This is a genomic window from Spirochaetia bacterium, from assembly GCA_022482625.1.
Taxonomy (GTDB): Bacteria; Spirochaetota; Spirochaetia; order Sphaerochaetales; family Sphaerochaetaceae; genus Pleomorphochaeta.
The window spans coordinates 2,543,972-2,564,673 of record JAKVOU010000001.1; the positions used below are offsets into that span (position 1 = coordinate 2,543,972).

The window sequence follows — 20,702 nt, forward strand, 5'->3', positions numbered from 1 at the left end:
ACTCCGATTACCAGAGACGGACTCTCAGCAGGAACGAAAACAGCACGTAAATGAAAAGTACGAGGAAGATTGCAAACAAAGCATTCTGCCACCAGGCTTTTTCGTTGCTCATCAACATGCAGACAGGAACAAACACGACGATGGAATTCAGTATGAATGTCCCTACGTGCAAGTACCAAAGAATGACATAGAGGAAAAGAAACAGGACGATCATCACGATCTGGATGACTTTTCCTTTTTGGAATACTTCCTTGACATAGGTACCATCCTTTTTTCCTTTATATGCCGACAGTATTCCCTTCGCTATGTTCAAGACGCTCAGTCCGAACAGAAGCGTGCTGATGATGAAGGGGAAGAAGGCTGCGCTGGGGATGTCCGGGTTCTGGGAAGTCGGGAAGAACCGCGCGAAATAGAAGAGGAAGATGCTGAACAGCAGGCTGATGATGCAGACGATCATTTCAGAAATCATGGTCAATTTTCTCCATAGGACGAAACACAACAGGCAACAAGACCTGTATACCTGTCCAGGCTACATTCCAAGGATGGAATGTAGCCTGGCATTCTGTTATTTGGAAACATTCAGGACTTTGGGAATCAGCTGGCTGTATTTCTTATATTCCTGTTCTGCGAATTTCTGCGCATCCTCGGGTCCGAGCCATCCGGGCTTCAGCCCGCTTGTCTGTAGCATTTTCTGATAGGTTTCGCCTTCGTATGACTTCTTGATTGCTGCTTCCAGAATATTGAAGATATCATCCGGCGTATCCTTAGGGACACCGAAGCCCAGCCAGCAAAGTACGGAGACATCGTACCCCAGTTCCTTTGCCGTAGGTACATCCGGGAAAAGCGGGAACCTTTCATCGTCGAAGACTGTCAGCAACCGCAGGTCTCCGCTCTGTACCTGTGCACGTACTTCCACAGGGGAACAGACTACTGCATCGATATGTCCGCCCATCAGCGCAGTGATGGCCGGGGCAGCACCTTCGAAAGGAATGTTGCTGAACTTGACGTCGGTGGCCTGCTCGAACTGGCAGGCGGACAGGTGCCAGATGGCCCCGATGCCCGAGTTCCCTAGGGAAATCTTGCCGGGGTTTACCTTGACGGCATTGATGAATTGGCTGAAGTCCTTGTACTGCGAGTCGGCACGGACTGCAATTGCTGCCGGATGGTAGGCCACCCTGCATAGGAATCTGAAGTCGTCAGGGGTCACATCCGCATTGCCGGCCGGCTTGAGCTGTGCTACGTCGACGGGTAGGTGTGTGATCGTATAACCGTCTGGAGTGGCCTTTGCCCCGTAGGTAATGCCGATGCCGCCTCCGGCACCGGGTTTGTTCGTCACCGTGACAGGGACCCCCAGGGCATCTTGGATACCAGGTGCAATAGACCTGCAATTCAGGTCGGAGGATCCGCCGGCACTTGCCTGGCAGATGATTGAAATCTGCTTCGTCGGGAACTTGCCCTCGCTCTGTCCCTGTGCGGAAACGGATGCCATGGCACCGGCACAGACCAATGCCGTCAGGATCAACAATTGTTTCTTTCTCATTACTCTTACTCCTTTTTTTGAATATCGTGAATTGTTGTTATAAATCACCATATATGATTTATAATTATCAAATTTGATTATACAATCACTTTTTTAGAGTTGTCAACAAAAAAAACAAACAATTTTACAATGCAAGTATTTGTAGATAATTTATTATACAATAAATAGTTATATTAGTAATAGTAAATATTTTCCTAAGTTGTAGTTTCTATAGACTTGATTTTATCTTGTATTTTGGTGAGAACTGAGAAGAATAGTAGAATATGTAATTAATTATTTACAATAAAGTAATTAATTATATATAAACCATAACTTCAAGTGAGGTTTGTCATAATTTTCTGGTACATGGCATTGTGACATAAATACAACTTTATATTTTAGAAACTAATAAGGATAACTCTAAGGAGATTTATTAATAAATATTTATATTATAAATAAATATTTAATTTTCCGTATTGATTCTTTCTCTCTGGCAGAAACGTTGGGAATTTTGTTGACAACTAAAGTAACTACAATTATAATCAAATATAATAATACATAATCATATTTGATAAAACTCGGTGGAGGGTACTACCATGCGATTGTTACAATCTTTGCCAAGAATTGGGATTGTCGGTTTTTCGGACGGAGATCCGGATGTACATGAAGAGATCAAGATATTTGTACAAAAACAAATTGATGAGATTTCCAAAGAAGTGAAACGTCGGGCCGATATAGAGCTGATTGAAGCTTCTTCGTTGGTTTCTTCTGCTGCACAGGCAAAGGAAATGGCACAGGAATTGTCGAGCCAAGGGATTGATGGGATAATATTTTCCTATGGCGTGTTCAGTTATCCGAATTTTTCAGCGATAGCTGCAGAATTTTCTTCATGCCCCATACTGCTTGTTGCCAATTTGAGTCCGGATTGGCCGGGAATGGTTGCCCTTCTGGCAAGTGGCGGAGCTTTGAACCAGTTGGGAATAACGCATTTCCGTGTGACAGGCAATATCCATGAGGATGCCGTGTATGACAGACTGTTGCTTTTTGCAAGATGTGCCCATACGGTTTCTGCCCTCAAGGGAATGACTTATGGATTGATCGGCGGTCGTTCCCTGGGTATGTACAGTGCAACGGTGAGCATGCAGGATTGGCAGCGTATCTTCGGGGTTGATATCGAACATATTGACCAGTTGGAAATCATCCGACGGGCCCAGACGATTCCTGCTGACCAAGTCGAGAAAGGTTTCAAGTGGCTCACGGACAATTGCAAGGATATCAAATACGATGGAAGCCAGTTGACGGAAGACAAATTAAAGATGCAGATTCGCTGCTATGAAGCGACCAAGCAGTTGGTTTCGGACTACCATCTGAATTTTGTCGGTGTCAAATGCCATTACGAACTCAGTCGCCATTACTGCACGCAATGTTTAAGTGCGGCATTTCTCAACGATCCATATGATTGGGATGGTCCTAAGGAGCCAACTGTATTTGCCTGTGAAGCCGATTCCGATGCTGCTTTGACGATGCAGATCCTCAAATTGTTGACTGACAAACCTGTTGTATTTATGGATGTACGGCATTGGGATGCCAAGAATCAGGTCATGGTCTTCTGCAACTGTGGTTCAGAGTCTACATACTATGCAACCGGTGAAGATGATTACAAGGCAAATCTTGCCCATGTGACGCTCTATCCAGCCTTGCATATCTATGCCGGTGGCGGTTGCCATGTAAATTTCATGACACATCCGGGACAGGCTACCGTTGCACGCTTGTGTAGGGATGACAAAGGCTATCGGATGGTCATGTTCAAGGCAGAGTTTGTAAAACTTCCTGATGAAACGATGAAGGAGACCAATGAAGAATGGCCTCATGTCTTTGCAAAACTTCCGTTTGACCATGAAATTTTCCTTGACCGATTCGATGCGAATCATTGTCATGCTGTCTATGGTGATCATATTGAGGAACTCAAGATGATCTGCAAGATGCTGAAAATCGAAGTTGATGAATACAAATAAGGAATAGGAAGATGAAAGTTGCAATTGGAAGCGATGAAGCCGGCTTTGATCTGAAAACGATTCTGGTAAGCTACCTCACGCAGGAAGGATATGCGGTAGATGATGTCGGGACCTATTCCAAGGATCCGGTCCTGTACCCTGACATAGCCCTGAAGGTGGCGACGGCGATACGGGAGCAGAGGGACGAGCGCGGCATCCTGATCTGCGGTACGGGCATCGGCATGGCGATGACGGCCAACAAGGTGCCGGGGATCAGGGCGGCGCAGGCCCATGACACGTACTCGGCCGAGCGTGCGAGGAAGAGCAACGACGCGCAGATCATCACCATGGGGGCACGGGTGATCGGGCCGGAGGTGGCCAAGGCAGTGGCGCTGCAGTTCCTCAGGAGTGAGGGGCTGAAGGAGAGCTCGAAGGCGAAGGTGGAGAGGATGTGCGAGATAGAACGTTCCTTCGGGACGGAGAGGAAAGGAGCCTAGGGACATATGCAGAGGATAATCAACGACCCGGACATGGTGGTCGAGGACATGCTGAGGGGGTTCGTGGAGGCCCACGGGGACAAGGTGGCTGCGACGGGGGACCCGCGGGTGCTGAAGTACAAGGGAGCCCCGAAGAAGGGGAAGGTCGGCATAGTGACGGGCGGGGGCTCGGGGCACAAGCCTGCATTCATCGGTTACCTAGGCAGGAACCTGGTGGATGCGGCCGCGGTGGGTGAGATCTTTTCCTCGCCGACGGCGAAGGCGTTCCATGATGCCTTCCGGGGAGCCGGTGTTGCCTGCCTGTACGGCAACTATGCCGGTGACAACATGAACGTGAGGATGGCCGTGGAGCTTGCCGAGGACGATGGGCTTGAAGTACGGACGGTGGTAGCCAACGACGACGTGGCAAGCGCGCCGAAGGAAGAGCGGGAGAAGCGCCGCGGCGTGGCCGGCGAGGTGCTCATGTGGAAGGCCGCAGGGGCGAAGGCCGCATTGGGCGGCACGCTGGACGAGGTGGTCGCGGTGGCACAGAAGGCCATCGGCAATACGCGGAGCGTGGGCATCGGGCTCACCTCCTGCACGATACCTGCTGTGGGGCATCCGAACTTCCACATAGCCGAAGGGAAGATGGAGGTCGGCATCGGACACCACGGGGAGCCCGGCATCAGGGTCATGGACCTGGCCAGCGCGGACGAGATGGCAAGGATGGCGGTGGACATCGTGGTGCCGGACCTGCCGTTCGTGGCAGGCGACGAGGTCGTGGTGCTGGTCTCGGGGCTTGGTGCGACACCGGTGATGGAGCTGTACATCTTCTACGGCGAGGTAGCCCGGCTGTTGGAGGAGAGGGGGATACAGGTCCACTACCGGTACGTGGGCAACTACTTCACGTCGCTGGACATGATGGGGGTGACGCTGACGGTGATGCGGCTTGACGGTGAGCTGGAGCCGCTGATGGACATGGAATGCGAGTCGATGGGGCTGACCCAGTTCAGGGTCGGGAAGGAATAGGAGAGATGGAAGCATTCAAAGACAGTGAAGGCAAGGTGGTCGTGGAGGACCTGATCCGGTGCATCAGGGAGAACCGGGAGTACCTGAGCGAGGTCGACGGGCTGATAGGTGACGGCGACCACGGGATAAACATGAGCAAGGGCTTCACGCTGTGCGGGAAGGAACTGGAAGGCAAGGACGTGGGGCTGTGCGAGGGCCTGCAGGTGCTGGGCACGGTGCTGCTGACGGAGATAGGCGGCTCGATGGGTCCGCTGTACGGCTCCTTCTTCCGGGGGATGGCGAAGGCCTGCAGGGGGAAGGAGCTGATAGACGGCCAGGTGATGGGAGAGATGCTGCAGGCGGCAGAGGAGAAGGTGTCTGCCCTCGGGAACGCGAAGGTAGGGGACAAGACGCTGATGGATGCCCTGGTGCCTGCTGTGGAGGCCTACAGGGAGAGCATGGCTGCAGGTAAGGATATGAGTGAAAGCCTTGCAGCGATGAAGGAGGCTGCGGCGAAGGGGCGTGACAGCACGAAGGACCTGGTGGCGAAGGTCGGCAGGGCTGCACGGCTGGGAGAGCGCTCGCGTGGCGTGCTGGATGCGGGTGCGACGTCCTGTGCACTGATACTGGGGGCGATGGCAGATTCGGTCAACAGGCTGCTTGGACGGCAGTGAGAAGGGAGAATGTCTGGCCATAGGGGGGAGGTTCCTTGCAGGGAGCCTCCCCTTTGCTATATTTCCGGTATTCAGGCATAAAGATTACAAGAGAATCACTTACTTCAGGCAGTCAACCAGACTGGACAATTCATTTGAGTTATATTGAAAGAAATGGCATACTGTGAAAGAATAGTCCGATTTGTAGGCTATTATAGGTAACTGAGAGTATATGAATCTTCTGTCAGGGGATATTTGTTATGCTGTTGAATTGGACTTGATGATGTGCATTTTTCTAAGCCTTTGTAACAAAAAACGTACCTGACAAAAAGGAAATTGAAAAAATGAGTTTGACTTTTAGATATGCACAAGAATCTGATACCGCATTGATCCTACAGTTCATCAAGGATTTGGCTGAGTATGAAAAAATGCTTGATGAGGTAGTTGCCACTGAATATGTATTGCGGGATTGGCTGTTTGAAAAGAAAAAGGCAGAAGTCATATTTGCAGTAGTTGATGGAACAGAAGTCGGGTTTGCATTGTTCTTCCATAATTTTTCTACCTTTTTAGGCAGAGCAGGCATCTATCTTGAGGATCTGTATGTAAAACCAGCATATAGGGGTTGTGGATATGGAAAATCTATTTTGAAGAAGCTTGCCCAGATTGCTGTCGAACGCGGATGTGGCAGGCTTGAATGGTGGTGTTTGGATTGGAACAAACCGAGCATAGATTTCTATTTGTCTTTGGGTGCTGAACCGATGAAAGACTGGACGGTCTATAGGATTGCCGGTACTACACTAAAAGATCTGGCTGACAAGTAAAGGGACACAACCACCTGAATAGACTTTTTGCACAGGAAGGTTTCTTGTGTCGATTGATGTTGCTATGGACCAAAAATGGGGATTCTCTTTCGGAATCTGTTGCTTTTTTTAATAATCTTGGCTAGAATAAAGTTGTAGTTTGGATTAGCCGAAATGGAGGGGCTCCGATGTACCTGAAGCGTACCATTGAAAACAGTATAAGAAAATTCAATGATTTTTTCCCGGTTCTGATTGTCACTGGGCCACGTCAGGTCGGGAAAACGACCGTATTGAAAAACTGTGCAGAACCGGGACGTAATTTTGTTTCTTTGGATACTCTTGAAATCAGAAATCTTGCACAGAATGATCCAGCGTTATTTCTCCAACGGTATAAGCCACCTCTGATCATTGATGAAATCCAGTATGCTCCCCAACTTTTCCCTTATATAAAAGCAGCAGTAGATAAAGATGAAAAGCCAGGGATGTTCTGGCTTACAGGTTCCCAGCAGTTTATTCTTATGAAAGATATTACGGAATCACTTGCGGGACGGGCCGGAATCCTCAATTTGCAGGGTTTCTCATATGATGAAAAATTCCAGAAGCAATCATTGCCATTTGTCCCTACTGCGGAATTTATCGAACAAAAAGAAAGAAACAACATTGATGCTGATGTGACTTCTGTGTTTCGGCAAATATGGAAAGGATCATATCCCCGGTTGTTTACCGCCGCCGATGATTTCTGGGAACCTTTTTATAGTTCATATATCCAAACATACATAGAACGTGATGTCCGTACGTTGTCAAAAATCGGGAATGAACTCGATTTCTTGAAATTCATGAAGGCCGTTGCTGCACGGATCGGGAATCTCCTCGATTATGCTGACATTGCAAAAGATGTCGGTGTAAGTCAACCGACAGTAAAATCATGGATATCAATACTTAATGCATCAGGAATCGTTTGTCTGCTGCAACCATATTCGACAAACCTGACAAATAGGATTGTAAAGACTCCAAAAGTATATTTCATGGATACAGGACTTGCAGCATACCTCTGTGGATGGAAAACTCCGGAAGTGCTTGAAACAGGTGCTATGAACGGAGCTTTTTTCGAAAATTTCGTCATAACGGAGATTCGAAAAAGCTACATGCATAATGGTCGGATACCCTCAATGTATTTTTATCGTGACAAGGAAAAGCGGGAAATTGATTTGCTGATTGAAGAGAACGGAATGATATATCCGATTGAAGTGAAAAAGACAGCAAGTCCTTCACGGGCAGATATTGCAAATTTCAGTATCTTGGATAAGCTGAAACTCAAACGGGGTATGGGAGCCATTGTCTGTATGGCACAGACACATTTGCCGTTGACGGAAAAGGACCTGATTATTCCTGCCGGATATCTATGATATCTTACATTGTCGCATAGGTAGCAAATGAACAAAAATTGCATGGTAGGGATATTTGTCTGATAAAAATCGAATACGATGATGAATTTCTCAATGTACACACTATAAGACTCACTTCTGATGATGGCTTCAGAGTATGATTATCGCAGGATAAGACCTTTTTTACTTGTATCCCGACAACGTCAAGTGTACGGGATTATATGCATTATTTAAATATACTATAATAAAATAAATGAGATTTTTAATTTAAATTGATGACTTTGTGATGCTTGGTTTATAGCATGAAATGCACCTGTGGAACTTCAGCTTTAAAATTTTTTATTTTTTCCTTGACAATTCTCTGATTGGCTATAGTATTGGTATAGAGTTAAACTGGTATTACCAATTTTATATTTATGTCATGGGAGATTTGTATGAGGAAATTCATGCTATTGGGAACATTAGCTATTGCTCTGTTGCTGATGCCGAGCTGCAGCAAGCAGGAAACGCAAGAAAAGGCAACAGCTACTAAGACGGCAACTCAGAAAACAGAAATTGCTACAAAGACAGAAAACTCTGTATCAGAAGGTACTTGGACTCAGAAAAAGGACATTACTTGGATTGTTCCATATGAAGCAGGTGGAAACAGTGATGTCATGGCCCGTGTCTATGCCAAGTATCTTTCCAAGTATGCAGAACATGATGTCAACATCGTGAATGTCAATGGAGCCGGAGGCCGTACTGGGGCAGCACAGGTCATGAAGGATACTCCTGATGGATATACCTACCTCATGCAGCCTGTCGCATATCCGATGCAGTACAGCCTCGGCGTAGCCAAGTTTACCTATAAGGATTTTGACATGGTCGGACAATGGGTAAACTCAACGATGGTTCTGGTAGTGAATGCCGATTCACCTTACAAGACCCTAGCTGATCTTGCCGAGGCAGGAAAAGCTCAGCCGAAGACTATCAAAATGGGCTCAAGAACCGGCACTTTGCCTCTGTTCGCCGTATTGGATCTGGAAGACAGGGAACAGGTACAGTTCAATGTCGTTGACCTTTCCGAAAATAAGGCTCCTGAGCTGCTCAGCGGCAGGATAGATGCTTACATCGATGGTGTTGGGGCTGTGCGCCAATACCTTGATTCCGGCAAATTCCGTTGCCTGGCTGTGGTCAGTGATACGGAAGTACCTGGAGGTGAACAGTATCAGACCTATAAGGAACTTGGCTTCAAGGGATATGAATACCTCAAGCAATCATTCGGCATATGGGCTCCGAAAGGAACTCCTCAGGGGGCACTTGACTACATGAACGAATTGACGAAGAAAGCCTCTGCAGACAAGGACTGTATTGCTGAAATGGCTAATCTCGGCGTAACACCGACTTATATGACCATTGCTGACTATACGCAGTTCATGTCCGATACCTATGCATCGTTCCAGCAGATAGCAAAGAAAATCGTCCAGTGAGGAAATGTAAGAGAAAAGGATGTATGCCGGTTAAAAGCCGGCATACACTCTGTCATCTTTTTGTAAAGAAGGTTTTGTATGGGCGAACTCGTATTTCTTAGTATTATTTTCTTGATTGGTATCGTCATGTTTGTCATGACATCATGGTTCCCTGAGAGTATCATTGACCACTCTGGTGGGCCTGCTCTTTTCCCGCGTGCCGTCATTGCTGTATTGCTTTGTTGCCTGGCAATAAGAATTGTCCAGGTACTGCAGACACCTAAAGAAGAGAGAAAGCCGTTTGCTTTCCTTGAAATATTCAAAGGACCAAGCATGATTTTCATCTTGGCAACGATTCTGTCGTTTGTCGTCATGCATTGGCTCGGATTCATCATTTCGATGGGACTCTATGTGCCTTCCCTGATGCTGTACTACTATCGCTTGCAGTATGGGAAAAAGCCTACGAAAAAATTGGTTGCCATCGTAATTATTTTCTCCATAGGCGGCATAGTACTGTTTGACTACCTGTTCTGCAACATGCTGCATGTATTGCTGCCGAAAGGTCTGATAGGATTCTAGGAGGTACCTATGTTAAGTCAAGTCTTTTCGGCGGTATTCCGACCGGATGTCCTTTGTCTGATATTCATCGGTGTTGTCATCGGGAATATCTTCGGCTGTATCCCAGGGCTGAATGCGCCTATAGCCATTGCCTTGGCCTTGCCGATTACTTTTGTCCTTAATTCATTTCAGTCAGTGGCACTGATCATCGGCCTCTATATGGGCTGTACGGCCGGTGGCCTGATTTCAGCAATCCTGTTGAAGATTCCTGGTACTGCGGCCAATGTGGCAACGACTTTCGACGGATACCCGATGGCTCAACAAGGCAAAGCTACGGAGGCACTGTCCTACGGTTCCTTTGCTTCTCTTTTCGGGGGTATGTTCAGTTCCGTCGTCCTGCTGCTCATGGCTCCGATATTGGCCAACTTGGCTCTTCAGTTTGGGCCTTGGGAATATTTTGGTACGGCACTTCTTGCCTTGATCATGGTCTGTACCCTGATGGGTGAGCGCATGCTGAAAGGGTTCATTGCTGTATGTTTCGGCCTGCTGTTTACCTGTGTCGGTCTGAGCCCCGTAGATGGAGTTGCCCTGCGTTATACTTTTGGTAGCACGGCACTTGATTCGGGTTTCAACCTTATCGTCGTCATCGTTGGTATTTTTGCTCTTCCTGAGCTTATATCCAATTCGAACAAGATGGATGATACCGTGCTTCAGGCAACTGTAAAACGCAGGAAATTCTATGTGCCTACACTTGCTACCGTCAAACGGAACCTGAAGGTCATGCTGAATGGCAGTATCCTCGGTACGTTCATCGGTATCTTGCCTGGAATGGGCGGTGGTGCTGCAAGCCTTATTTCCTATGAACAGGCACGACGTACCAGTGCACATCCTGAACTCTTCGGAACCGGTTATGAAGAAGGTATATTTTGCTGTGAAAGTGCAAACAACGCTACTACCGGAGGGGCCTTGGTCCCTATGTTGGCTCTTGGGGTTCCTGGTGATACCGCATCTGCTGTGATTATGGGAGCCTTGATGCTCCAGGGGGTGACCCCGGGACCATTGCTCAGCATGGATAATTCTCTTCTGTTCAACAGCGTTTTCCTGATTGTGTTCCTGGCAAATCTGCTCATGTGGGTCTTCCAGGCATCGACGATACGGTGGATGGCCAAGATAGCCGTCGTACCCAAGTATATTCTTTTCCCGATCGTAGCACTGTTCTGCATAGCAGGAACCATCAGTATCAGGAATAATCCTTTCGATCTTGCATTCCTCATGCTTTTCGGCATCATCGGCTACATCCTCAGCAAGAATGACTATCCGTTGGCACCCTTTATATTGGCGTTCATACTGGGAGAGTTCGTCGAGAGCAATCTCAGACGGGCAATTACCTACTATGGTTCCTTCGGTGGCTGTCTGAAGGTTCCTTCGATAGGTACGCTTTTCTTCTTCCTTGCCGTAGCTTTGCCTATCATCTCAGTAGCAAGGAGAATCTATGCGTCCAGACAGAAAGCCAAGAAAAAAGCCTGAAGACGGACAGGATTGAAAATCAGCAACAGACAGCCTGCCGATGGCGGGCAGACAATAGTAAGGAGCAATAAATGATCAACGATGTTGATATCAAGGATCTGAACCGACAGGTGTGGATCAACAATGTATTTCCTGAATGGGGAACGTTTCTCAATGAGGCAATCAATGCCGCAGAAGTCAAGCCGAATACATTCAAGATGTGGTGGCTGGGATGCACAGGCCTGTGGGTCAAGAGCCCGGCTGACTGCAATATCATCATTGACCTCTGGCTCGATACCGGCAAGCAGACAAGAAAGTTCCCTGCGCTTCCTGCATGGCAGCAAGGCAAGGACTTCCAGATGGCTCGGATGATGGGTAGCCATCAGTTCCAACTGAACGCCAGGGCCGTACCGATGGTCATTGACCCATTTGCCATTACCAAGATGGATGCAGTACTTTCTACCCATTTCCACCGTGACCATATTGATCCCTATGTAGCAGCTGCAATCGTCAAGAATACCGATGCACCTTTCATCGGGCCTGAGTTCAGTGCGAATATCTGGCGCAAGTGGGGTGTTCCTGAAGCAAGGATTACTGTGGTGAAACCTGGTGATGTCATCAAGCTCAAGGATATCGAGATTGTGGCAGTGGATTCATTTGACAGGACTGCCTTGATCACAGCTCCTCCTGCGGGAGATATCAGGGGTATCCTCCCTGATGATATGGATCGGCGTGCAGTAAACTATATCATCAAGACACCGGGCGGCAATATCTATCACAGCGGCGATTCCCATATGTCCAATTACTATGTCAAGCATGGCAAGGAATATGACATTGACGTCGTCCTGGTATCGTATGGGGAAAATCCCATCGGGTGCTCAGACAAGGTAACTTCCATAGATTGCCTGCGTATTGCGGAGAACCTGCAGGCCAAGGTACTGATTCCGTTCCACTATGATATCTGGTCCAATATGCTCGGAGACCCGAAGGAGATTGAACTCCTTTATAATTACAGGAAAGCCCGCATGGGATATAAGTTCCATCCGTTCCTCTGGGAAGTCGGCGGTGACTATACCTATCCTGATGACAAGGACAAGACCCGCTACATGTATGAACGTGGTTTTACCGATGCCTTTGAGGATGAACCGAACATTCCGTTCAAGTCATTCCTATAGGAGGTGCCGGATGGATCTTTCTGCGTTGAAGAAGGCTGTGTACGATGCAAACATCGAACTGGTCCGGCGTAACCTTGTCATCTATACCTGGGGCAATGTAAGCGCCATTGACAGGGAACAGGGACTGGTCGTGATAAAACCTCGCGGCATTGCATATGAAGAACTTGGACCGGAGGATATGTCCGTGACGGATCTGGAAGGCAATCAGATCGGGGAAGGCCTGCTGCCTTCCGTCGATCTTGATATCCATCTTGAGATCTACCGTCAGTTTCCTGAGATCGGTGCCATTGCACATACACATTCCACGTATGCCACTGCCTGGAGCCAGGCCTGTAAGGAAATCCCGGTCTATGGGACTACCCATGCCGATCATTTCTATGGACCGATACCCTGTGCCCGTCCTTTGACGGAAGCAGAAGTGGAAACCGATTATGAAAGGAATGCCGGCAAGGTCATCTGTGAGACACTGAAAGGTCGCAATCCCTTGGAAATGGGTGGTATCCTGACAGCGGGTCATGGGCCGTTTACTTGGGGCAAGGATGCCGATGCTGCAGTTGCACACAGTGTCATTCTTGAGGAACTGGCAAAGATGGCATACCTTACTTCAGAACTTGAGGGTGGTAGAAAACGGGTGCTTCCTTCCTATATGGTAAAGAAGCACTATACACGCAAGTATGGCCCTGGTTCCTACTTCTATCAGAGTAAGAAATAATGGAAAGAAATATCAAGAAATCAGTATCGCTTTCCCTTTTCAGGGGAAAGCCGGAATCCCCTATCCTGTTCCGGGATGACATTGAACATACTATCCCGTTGGTCAAGGACATCGGATATGACGGTGTGGATCTGTTCGTTGAGGATGAACAGTCAGACAAGACCCTGCGGGCTGTGCAGCTTTTGCAGCAGCATGACCTTGGAATCGGCGTCGTCATGCCTGCGGCTTTGGCTGGTATGGGACTGTTTCTTGGGGATAGCAATCCTGCGGTCAGGGAAGAGACGGTACGTCGGATGAAAGGAATTATCCGCTTTGCCGGAGATATCGGCGGTATGGTTTCCCTTGGTTTGGTCCGTGGCAGTTATTTGGTCGGAAAAGAATCTGCTGAGACTATGCTTGCACGCTTTGCCGCATCAGTTGAACAGCTTCTGCCGACAGCAGAAGCAGCTGGAGTACCGCTGTTGATCGAGCCGATAAACCGGTACGAGATCAATACGCTTTGTTCCAGTATGGAAGCTGCCCGGTTTATCTGGGAGACCAAGCTGCCTCTTGGGCTGATGCTTGATACATTCCACATGAATATCGAGGATGAGTCAATCTGTGCAAGTTTCATATCTTGCAAGGATTTGGTGAAGCATGTACATTTCGTCGATTCCAACAGATTGGCTCCTTCCATGGGCCATCTGGATATGAAAGGTATCTTTGCGGTATTGGTGGCATTGGGATACCAAGGTTATCTCTGCCTTGAAGCCCTGGACAGGCCGGATGGTCTCACTTGTGCAAAGAAGGGTATTGAATTCTTTACATCTGTGGGACTTCGGTAAGGAGAATTTACTGTATGAAATTTACAAAAGAAAAACTTGATAACAATGAGAAAGTCTATGCTACCTGTATCGGAGAAATAAAAGGACAACAGGTTTTCATCGGATGTTCTGAGGGACCTGGAGCTGCCCATGCAATAGGTGAGGATGGCACAAGAACGACTATATGGACGGAACCAGGCGGTACGATGAATTTTGTTGCCGTACCAGGAAGACAGGATTGCTTTTTTGCAACCCAGAAATTCCTTCCAGTCTTTTCTGCAGCGGATTGTACGCTCAATGTCGTAGACTATACCGGTGAAGGGTGGAAGGTAACCAAAGTAATGGATTTCCCTTACCTCCATCGGTTCGAGATTTTTGAGCACAAAGGCCAGTTGTATTTCTTTGGGGCAACTTTATGTACGGAAAAGGCCTTCCAGCAGGACTGGTCACATCCTGGCAATGTGTATTGTGGCAAGTTGAATACTGACCTTGAAAAGCCTTTCCAGGTCAGGAAACTGTATGAGGGAATTACCAGAAACCATGGCCTGTGTCATTCTTTCCAGTGGGGGACATATGGGGCTCTGCTTATCGGAGGTGACGAGGGATGTTTCAGTTTTGAAATTCCTGAGGATCCTATGGAAGACCGATGGAATATTACCAAGGTGCTTCCTAATGCCGTAAGTGACGTAGCTACCTGCGATATCGATGGTGATGGGGAATTGGAAGTAGCTGCCATCGAGCCATTCCATGGTAATGTCTGCAGGATCTATAAGAAGATTGAAGGCCATTACATCTGTGTGCAGTCCTATGAGATTGAATTTGGTCATGTAGTCTGGGGTGGTCTTCTCTGTGGTGAGCCTCGTTTTCTCCTTGGCTGGAGGCGAGGGACAATGGAGCTGGTTTCCATCGGATGGAAACGTGGGGGCTTCTTTGCTGAGACAGTTGACGAAGGGACCGGTCCCAGCCAGGTCTCTGTCAAAGGTGATGTCATTCTTGCGGCGAATCGTCAGATTGATGAACTTGCAGTCTATCGTTGTTCCAGATAGGAAGTGATGCCGAATACGACATATTTATTGTCGTATTCGGACAAGTAGTATATAGTAGGCTGTTGTAAGGTGGTATGACAAAATGACAACTCCCATCATTGATAAGAAGAATTATAGCCAGCAGGTTTTCAGTTATATTTTTGAGCAGATTGACAAGGGCAAACTGAAGCCTGGTGACCAACTCCCCAATGAGCGTCAGCTGTCCGAAGAGATGGGGATAAGCCGTCCTCCTCTTCGTGAAGCACTCAAGGCGTTGGTATCGCTTGGCTTGTTGACGACCCGTCATGGCGGCGGTACCTACGTCAATGAATTTGGCGAAGACTATCTCAAGTCGATGCTGCGGTTCATGACAGTTGTTGACGATGGGTTCGTCATTGATTTTGTCCAGATGCGAAAGGTACTTGAGACTGAGTCGGCCAGAATGGCTGCTACTGCCGCTTCTGCGGAACAGATTGCAAACCTGGAGAGGATCCATGATGAGCGCAAGCAGTTGTTCAATGACAATAGCGGACATCTTGAATCCTGCCGGGACCATTTGCAGAAGCTGGACCTTGAATTTCATCTTTCCATTGCTGAAGCTTCAGGCAATCGTGTATTTTCAGCTTTTCTGGATGCTATGCACAATATTTTGCGAAAGCACCAGAAGCAGGCAGTGATGGCAGAGAACATGACAAGCAGATCCCTTGAGTTCCATCAGAGGATTCTTGATGCGATAAAGGCAAAGGAACCTGATGAGGCTGCAGAAGCAATGTATGCGCACATTGCTTCGGTGGAGCAGGCAATCCGTGCCAATATCGCCAGAAAAGACAAGACTTAGGATTGTTTCGATTTTCCTTGTATTTCCATATGATTTAAAGAACTGCTTAGGAAAGAACTATGGCCGTTGCTGTGTTTTCAAAAAAATAATCCTATTGTTCAGATTCCAAAGCTATGAAGTTATTATCGGTCCTTTACTGGTCGATTGCAATAATCTTTTTATTGCTGATTCAGGAAAACAAAATATAGAAGATATTTCATTATATCCTGTTAGCAGAATGGAAAAATTATATTTTTATCTTGTTAATAAGATAAAAATAATATATATTTGTCTTGTATATAAGATAATATAATTCTGAGGTTATGGATATGGAAAAACAAATCATCAAGGAAGTGCTTGCGGACGCAAAATACTCGGTGCGACATATAGAATTGATGAAGCGAAAGTATCCTTTTGAAAAAAATGCAAACTATGTCCTTACGGGAATAAGACGTGCCGGGAAAACCTTCCTTTTGTATCAAAGGATGCAGGAGTTGGTAGCAGACGGCACAAGCTGGGATGAGATACTTTACATAAACTTCGAAGATGAACGATTGCTGGATTTTTCGGCAATTGATTTGAATATATTGATCGAACTGCATATTGAACTCTATGGAATGAAACCTATTCTGTTCCTTGATGAACTTCAGAATATACAAGGATGGGAAAAATTCGCACGGCGTATGGCTGACCAAGGCTATCGCATCTATATCACAGGTAGTAATGCCAAGATGCTCAGTTCTGATGTTGCTACGATTTTGGGCGGACGTTTCTTGATCCAAGAAGTGTATCCTTACAGTTTCAAGGAGTTTCTTGCGGCTGAAAACGTGGATTTTTATTCCCTACAGACATTTTCAACCGCTGAACGTGCACACCTGTTCCGACTGTTCGATGAGTATTTTCGCTTTGGCGGTTTTCCCGAAGTTACGAAATATACTTCAAAACGCTCTTTTCTTTTGAGCCTTTATCAGAAAATATTCCTAGGAGATATTGGTGCACGGCATAATCTCAATAATATATTTGCATTACGTGTCATGATGAAGAAGGTCGCGGAAGCTACAGGTCAGCCGCTTTCCTTTAATAGACTTAGAAATATCATTGCTGCGACGGGAACAAAAATAGGAACATCGACAATAATAAACTATGTAGAGTATGCAAAGGAAAGCCGGATTCTGTTTGGCCTGCATAACATAGCTGCTAAGTTATCTGATAAGGAAAGTTCTCTGAAATACTATTTTGCAGATAATGGACTTCTGTCCCTTTTCTTGATTGATTACAAGACAGCTTTGCTTGAGAATCTGGTTGCACTGGAACTTATCAGACGTTATGGTCAAGATGATGCCGTATACTACTATAAGAACAAGATTGAAGTAGATTTTTACGTACCTGAGCAGGAACTGGCTATCCAAGCGTGCTATGCACTGACTGATTTGACAATCGAAGAGAGAGAAGCAATGGCATTGACAAGGCTATGCAAGGTTCTTCCATGCAGGACTTTGCAGATTATAACCTATGATACCGAAAAAACTCTCTCAAGCAATGGACGTGCCATACAAGTCCTGCCGGTTTGGAAATGGTTGTTGGAATAGAAGTCCGCAACAGACTGTCCAGACTGACTGCGGCGCCAGCATTCTCTTGATGGATGGATACGGTTTGCAGATGCCTGGACAGATCTGCATCTTATTGTATCTTTCATAGGGACTGAAGCAAAAACAATAGATTTGCCTTTTGTATATTCCTTTCTGTACTTCTTTCTTTCCAACAGATAGCTTCGTATTTCCTTGTGTTTTCATATGGTTTCAAGGTAGACTGCTTTGGAACCAGGAGGACACTTATGGATATCATCGGCAATCCTATCATGAAGCAGTTGTTGGAAAGGCATTCTGTAAGGGCATTCAAGGATGAGGGCATTGACAAGAATGTGGTAGATGCTCTGAAACTTGCAGTGCTGAGGGCTCCTACGGCTGGTTGCATGACTCTCTATAGCATCATTGAAGTAAATGACAAGGACAAGAAAGAAAAGCTTGCTGTCCTCTGCGATCATCAGCCGATGATTGCAAAGGCTCCTCTCGTCTGGGTTTTTTTGGCTGATATCCAGCGTTGGGTTGATTATCTGCATATGGGTGGTTCAATTGAACGAGGGAAGCGGTTGGACAGGGACTACCGTGACCCTGGTGTGGGAGACTTCCACCTGTGCATGCAGGATGCGGTGATTGCAGCACAGACTGCCGTGGTTGCAGCTGACTCATTGGGGCTTGGTTCCTGTTACATCGGGGACATAATTGAGAATTATGAACAGCTCCGTGAGTTGCTTGATCTGCCGCAATATGCGGCACCGGCTGCCATGGTTATCATTGGGAAGCCTACGGACAGAAAGCACCTGATGCTTCCCCGGCCTGCTGCCTTGCATATCTTCATGGAAGATGGTTACCATAGGATGAGCCTTGAAGAAGTAAGTGACTGTTATGGTCCGCTTGAAGCCCATCGAAAGAAATATAGCAAGCTTCCTTTTGAGGACGGTAATATAGCAGATGACTTTTATCTTAGGAAATATACTACTGAATTCATGAAGGAGATGAACAGGAGTACCAAAGTTTTCCTGGACCGTTGGGCTGGGAAAGCAGAAGAATAAGCATCTGTTGCAGTAGACTCTTTTATGTTTGTCATAGGAAAAATGTGTGGTACGGAACGGTAAGACTATTCTATCAGCTCGCCCTTTATGAGGACTCGTCCTTCGTCAGGGCATCTGTATCTGAAAGATTTTGTTTTGCTATTGCCAGTATCAAGCGTTCCTCCGTGTAGGAGCGCAAAGATATTTGGATAGATGCATTGCCATAGTTCATGGCAAAGGGGAGGACAAAGGTCTTCAACATACATTATATCCCCAGTTTTGTGATAGCCGCTTATGCAATTGCTTTCCAAGATTGTCGATTTGACTTTCATTTCTTCTTTGTCCTTTTATATAGTTTTTCGATAATAGTTTTTATGCTTTACCTAAAGATAGACATTTTACATATATTTTTATAGTGACTTGTTTATCCATAGTGTGAAAGCAATCCATAGCATGATTTCTATGCTAACTGACAGTACCGAGGATTATTTGGAAACTGGAACTGGAAAAATACAAAGAAAATGTGACATAATGTACATAAGGTAGGAGCAAAAACAATGCAGAATATTGACTTTGATAATCTTGCACAGTATCGGGAAAATAATCGGCTCGAGGTAAAAAGTGCAGAAAAAGGTCTTCCTAAAAGTCTATGGGAAACTTATTCTGCATTTGCAAATACGTCAGGTGGAAATATTATTCTGGGAGTAAAAGAAAACAAAGATCACTCTTTTTACATTACTGGAGTCACCGGACAGGATCGACTGCTCAAAGAATTCTGGGATACGATAAATAACCGCAAGAAAGTAAGTGTAAACATCCTGACAGACAGCATGGTTTCAGTTGACAAGGCAATGGGAAAAGATGTTATCTGCATTGCTGTACCACGTGCCAATCGTACTGATAAACCTATATACATCGACAATGACATATTTTCCGGAACATTTCGTAGAAATGGTGAAGGGGATTATCACTGCACACGAGAAGAAACAACAAATATGCTACGTGATCAAAGTGCCATTTCCCAGGATAGCAAACTGTTGGAAGAGATGGATATCAATGTCCTTGATCAGGATGCTGTCAAACGATATCGTACCATTTTTTCAAATGTCAGACCCGGTCATGTGTGGACAACATTGGCGGATGAATTGTTTCTTGAGAAGATCGGAGCTATAGCTCACGGTAGGGAAGATGGAAAGTTGCATCCTACAGGAGCAGGTCTTTTGATGTTTGGGTCTGAATACTCCATTGTCCGTGAATATGGTTCATATTTTCTTGATTACCGAGAAGAACTGTCTCCATCAACCCGATGGACTGACCGTGTGATTTCCAGTAGCGGTGACTGGAGTGGCAATGTTTTCGATTTCTTTTTTCGTATCTATGGTAAGCTTGTTTCAGGGATTAAGATACCGTTCAAGTTGAAACAGGAAACCAGGATTGAGGATACTCCGGCACATAAGGCAATCAGGGAAGCACTTGCAAATGCGCTTATCCATGCAAATTACTATGGCCGGCGTGGAATTGTCATTATAAGAAAACAGGGCAGTATCAGCATTTCAAATCCTGGGACGCTTCGGATAGCACCGGAAGAGGCAATCAGCGGGGGGCTTTCGGATCCACGTAACAGTATACTGATCAAGATGTTCAATCTCATCAATATCGGTGAACGTGCTGGTAGCGGGTTACCCGAAATCTTTTCGGTATGGAAACAGAATGGATGGAAAACCCCTGAACTGAAGGAATCTTTTGATCCTGACAGAACGGAACTGTTGATATCGCTTCCGGTATCAAACCAGAAAAGTAACCAGAAAAGTAACCAGAAAAGTAACCAGAAAAGTAACCAGAAAATTCTGGAATTGATGAAAAACAATCCGGCTATCACAATAAAACAGATGATGTCAGAGGCAGGCCTTTCAGAAAGCGGAATAAAAAAGATTGTAAAAGTGTTGAAAACGAACGGAATCATACGCCGTGTCGGGTCAGACAAAGCTGGGCATTGGGAAGTAATGGAATAATCGGCTTTTTTCTCCAATGTCAAATGTCTGTGCATAATGTGGAAGGTTTTTAGTTAGGTTTCATTTGATAGGAAGTTATTTTCTTGTTTCCATGGTTTTTGTGACAATAGGAGGATAATTCGGGAACTGGGAAGTTAGATATGGTTCTTACTGTACGATATCCTTGTACTGTTTGAAGATGAAGCCAAGGCTTGTTACCA

20 protein-coding genes are annotated in these 20,702 nt (G+C 46.2%); 17 read left to right on the forward strand and 3 right to left on the reverse strand.

All coding sequences use genetic code 11. The features are described from left to right. Positions 1-7 precede the first annotated feature (7 nt). Together LKE40_11550 and LKE40_11555 are read right to left on the reverse strand one after the other, a co-directional pair. Complete coding sequence (locus LKE40_11550; protein ID MCH3918063.1) at positions 8-469, reverse strand: PAM68 family protein; 462 nt, start codon at positions 467-469, stop codon at positions 8-10. A 96-nt stretch (positions 470-565) separates the two neighbouring features. Then, positions 566-1,540: a tripartite tricarboxylate transporter substrate binding protein gene (locus tag LKE40_11555; protein ID MCH3918064.1), complete on the reverse strand. Its 975-nt coding sequence runs from the start codon at positions 1,538-1,540 to the stop codon at positions 566-568. A 575-nt stretch (positions 1,541-2,115) separates the two neighbouring features. Here LKE40_11555 and LKE40_11560 point away from each other — a divergent pair. The 16 genes from LKE40_11560 to LKE40_11635 all read left to right on the forward strand — a co-directional run bounded on the left by LKE40_11560 (position 2,116) and on the right by LKE40_11635 (position 18,511). Next, on the forward strand, positions 2,116-3,534 hold the full coding sequence (locus LKE40_11560) for an L-fucose/L-arabinose isomerase family protein (GenBank protein MCH3918065.1): 1,419 nt from the start codon (positions 2,116-2,118) through the stop codon (positions 3,532-3,534). A gap of 11 nt (positions 3,535-3,545) precedes the next feature. Further along, the gene (locus LKE40_11565; GenBank protein ID MCH3918066.1) at positions 3,546-4,010 is read left to right on the forward strand and encodes an RpiB/LacA/LacB family sugar-phosphate isomerase; all 465 of its coding nucleotides are present in this window, start codon (positions 3,546-3,548) and stop codon (positions 4,008-4,010) included. Between the two features lie 6 nt (positions 4,011-4,016). After that, a complete protein-coding gene (locus LKE40_11570; GenBank protein ID MCH3918067.1) occupies positions 4,017-5,018 on the forward strand; it encodes a dihydroxyacetone kinase subunit DhaK in 1,002 nt (333 codons plus the stop codon). Positions 5,019-5,023: 5 nt separating this feature from the next. Continuing rightward, positions 5,024-5,671, forward strand: a complete 648-nt coding sequence (gene dhaL, locus LKE40_11575) for a dihydroxyacetone kinase subunit L (protein ID MCH3918068.1) — start codon at positions 5,024-5,026, stop codon at positions 5,669-5,671. 323 nt (positions 5,672-5,994) lie between these two features. Continuing rightward, complete coding sequence (locus LKE40_11580; protein ID MCH3918069.1) at positions 5,995-6,471, forward strand: GNAT family N-acetyltransferase; 477 nt, start codon at positions 5,995-5,997, stop codon at positions 6,469-6,471. 167 nt (positions 6,472-6,638) lie between these two features. Next, positions 6,639-7,856 (forward strand): ATP-binding protein, encoded by a 1,218-nt coding sequence (locus LKE40_11585; GenBank protein MCH3918070.1) that lies wholly within the window; start codon positions 6,639-6,641, stop codon positions 7,854-7,856. A 413-nt stretch (positions 7,857-8,269) separates the two neighbouring features. Continuing rightward, a complete protein-coding gene (locus LKE40_11590; GenBank protein MCH3918071.1) occupies positions 8,270-9,304 on the forward strand; it encodes a tripartite tricarboxylate transporter substrate binding protein in 1,035 nt (344 codons plus the stop codon). 78 nt (positions 9,305-9,382) lie between these two features. Continuing rightward, positions 9,383-9,862 carry a tripartite tricarboxylate transporter TctB family protein gene (locus LKE40_11595; protein ID MCH3918072.1) on the forward strand — a complete coding sequence of 160 codons (480 nt, stop codon included), beginning with the start codon at positions 9,383-9,385 and terminating at the stop codon, positions 9,860-9,862. A 9-nt stretch (positions 9,863-9,871) separates the two neighbouring features. Continuing rightward, positions 9,872-11,368, forward strand: a complete 1,497-nt coding sequence (locus LKE40_11600) for a tripartite tricarboxylate transporter permease (protein ID MCH3918073.1) — start codon at positions 9,872-9,874, stop codon at positions 11,366-11,368. A gap of 71 nt (positions 11,369-11,439) precedes the next feature. Beyond that, complete coding sequence (gene ulaG, locus LKE40_11605) at positions 11,440-12,522, forward strand: L-ascorbate 6-phosphate lactonase (GenBank protein MCH3918074.1); 1,083 nt, start codon at positions 11,440-11,442, stop codon at positions 12,520-12,522. Between the two features lie 10 nt (positions 12,523-12,532). Continuing rightward, complete coding sequence (gene araD / locus LKE40_11610; protein MCH3918075.1) at positions 12,533-13,234, forward strand: L-ribulose-5-phosphate 4-epimerase AraD; 702 nt, start codon at positions 12,533-12,535, stop codon at positions 13,232-13,234. Further along, on the forward strand, positions 13,234-14,058 hold the full coding sequence (locus LKE40_11615; protein MCH3918076.1) for a sugar phosphate isomerase/epimerase: 825 nt from the start codon (positions 13,234-13,236) through the stop codon (positions 14,056-14,058). Before araD ends, LKE40_11615 begins: the two co-directional genes overlap by 1 nt. A gap of 14 nt (positions 14,059-14,072) precedes the next feature. Then, complete coding sequence (locus LKE40_11620) at positions 14,073-15,083, forward strand: hypothetical protein (GenBank protein ID MCH3918077.1); 1,011 nt, start codon at positions 14,073-14,075, stop codon at positions 15,081-15,083. A gap of 82 nt (positions 15,084-15,165) precedes the next feature. After that, complete coding sequence (locus tag LKE40_11625) at positions 15,166-15,900, forward strand: FadR family transcriptional regulator (protein MCH3918078.1); 735 nt, start codon at positions 15,166-15,168, stop codon at positions 15,898-15,900. Positions 15,901-16,208: 308 nt separating this feature from the next. Next, positions 16,209-17,468, forward strand: a complete 1,260-nt coding sequence (locus LKE40_11630) for an ATP-binding protein (GenBank protein MCH3918079.1) — start codon at positions 16,209-16,211, stop codon at positions 17,466-17,468. Positions 17,469-17,713: 245 nt separating this feature from the next. Then, a complete protein-coding gene (locus tag LKE40_11635; GenBank protein ID MCH3918080.1) occupies positions 17,714-18,511 on the forward strand; it encodes a nitroreductase family protein in 798 nt (265 codons plus the stop codon). A gap of 65 nt (positions 18,512-18,576) precedes the next feature. Here LKE40_11635 and LKE40_11640 read toward each other — a convergent pair whose 3' ends face one another. Further along, the gene (locus LKE40_11640) at positions 18,577-18,822 is read right to left on the reverse strand and encodes a TIGR04076 family protein (protein ID MCH3918081.1); all 246 of its coding nucleotides are present in this window, start codon (positions 18,820-18,822) and stop codon (positions 18,577-18,579) included. 225 nt (positions 18,823-19,047) lie between these two features. Between LKE40_11640 and LKE40_11645 the strand changes: the two genes are divergently transcribed. Beyond that, positions 19,048-20,502 carry a putative DNA binding domain-containing protein gene (locus LKE40_11645; protein ID MCH3918082.1) on the forward strand — a complete coding sequence of 485 codons (1,455 nt, stop codon included), beginning with the start codon at positions 19,048-19,050 and terminating at the stop codon, positions 20,500-20,502. Positions 20,503-20,702: the final 200 nt, after the last annotated feature.

Coding starts and splice junctions, on each gene's coding strand:
- LKE40_11550 (MCH3918063.1), bottom strand. CDS start 469: ATGATTTCTGAAATGATCGTCTGCATCATCAGCCTGCTGTTCAGCATC.
- LKE40_11555 (MCH3918064.1), bottom strand. CDS start 1,540: ATGAGAAAGAAACAATTGTTGATCCTGACGGCATTGGTCTGTGCCGGT.
- LKE40_11560 (MCH3918065.1), top strand. CDS start 2,116: ATGCGATTGTTACAATCTTTGCCAAGAATTGGGATTGTCGGTTTTTCG.
- LKE40_11565 (MCH3918066.1), top strand. CDS start 3,546: ATGAAAGTTGCAATTGGAAGCGATGAAGCCGGCTTTGATCTGAAAACG.
- LKE40_11570 (MCH3918067.1), top strand. CDS start 4,017: ATGCAGAGGATAATCAACGACCCGGACATGGTGGTCGAGGACATGCTG.
- dhaL (MCH3918068.1), top strand. CDS start 5,024: ATGGAAGCATTCAAAGACAGTGAAGGCAAGGTGGTCGTGGAGGACCTG.
- LKE40_11580 (MCH3918069.1), top strand. CDS start 5,995: ATGAGTTTGACTTTTAGATATGCACAAGAATCTGATACCGCATTGATC.
- LKE40_11585 (MCH3918070.1), top strand. CDS start 6,639: ATGTACCTGAAGCGTACCATTGAAAACAGTATAAGAAAATTCAATGAT.
- LKE40_11590 (MCH3918071.1), top strand. CDS start 8,270: ATGAGGAAATTCATGCTATTGGGAACATTAGCTATTGCTCTGTTGCTG.
- LKE40_11595 (MCH3918072.1), top strand. CDS start 9,383: ATGGGCGAACTCGTATTTCTTAGTATTATTTTCTTGATTGGTATCGTC.
- LKE40_11600 (MCH3918073.1), top strand. CDS start 9,872: ATGTTAAGTCAAGTCTTTTCGGCGGTATTCCGACCGGATGTCCTTTGT.
- ulaG (MCH3918074.1), top strand. CDS start 11,440: ATGATCAACGATGTTGATATCAAGGATCTGAACCGACAGGTGTGGATC.
- araD (MCH3918075.1), top strand. CDS start 12,533: ATGGATCTTTCTGCGTTGAAGAAGGCTGTGTACGATGCAAACATCGAA.
- LKE40_11615 (MCH3918076.1), top strand. CDS start 13,234: ATGGAAAGAAATATCAAGAAATCAGTATCGCTTTCCCTTTTCAGGGGA.
- LKE40_11620 (MCH3918077.1), top strand. CDS start 14,073: ATGAAATTTACAAAAGAAAAACTTGATAACAATGAGAAAGTCTATGCT.
- LKE40_11625 (MCH3918078.1), top strand. CDS start 15,166: ATGACAACTCCCATCATTGATAAGAAGAATTATAGCCAGCAGGTTTTC.
- LKE40_11630 (MCH3918079.1), top strand. CDS start 16,209: ATGGAAAAACAAATCATCAAGGAAGTGCTTGCGGACGCAAAATACTCG.
- LKE40_11635 (MCH3918080.1), top strand. CDS start 17,714: ATGGATATCATCGGCAATCCTATCATGAAGCAGTTGTTGGAAAGGCAT.
- LKE40_11640 (MCH3918081.1), bottom strand. CDS start 18,822: ATGAAAGTCAAATCGACAATCTTGGAAAGCAATTGCATAAGCGGCTAT.
- LKE40_11645 (MCH3918082.1), top strand. CDS start 19,048: ATGCAGAATATTGACTTTGATAATCTTGCACAGTATCGGGAAAATAAT.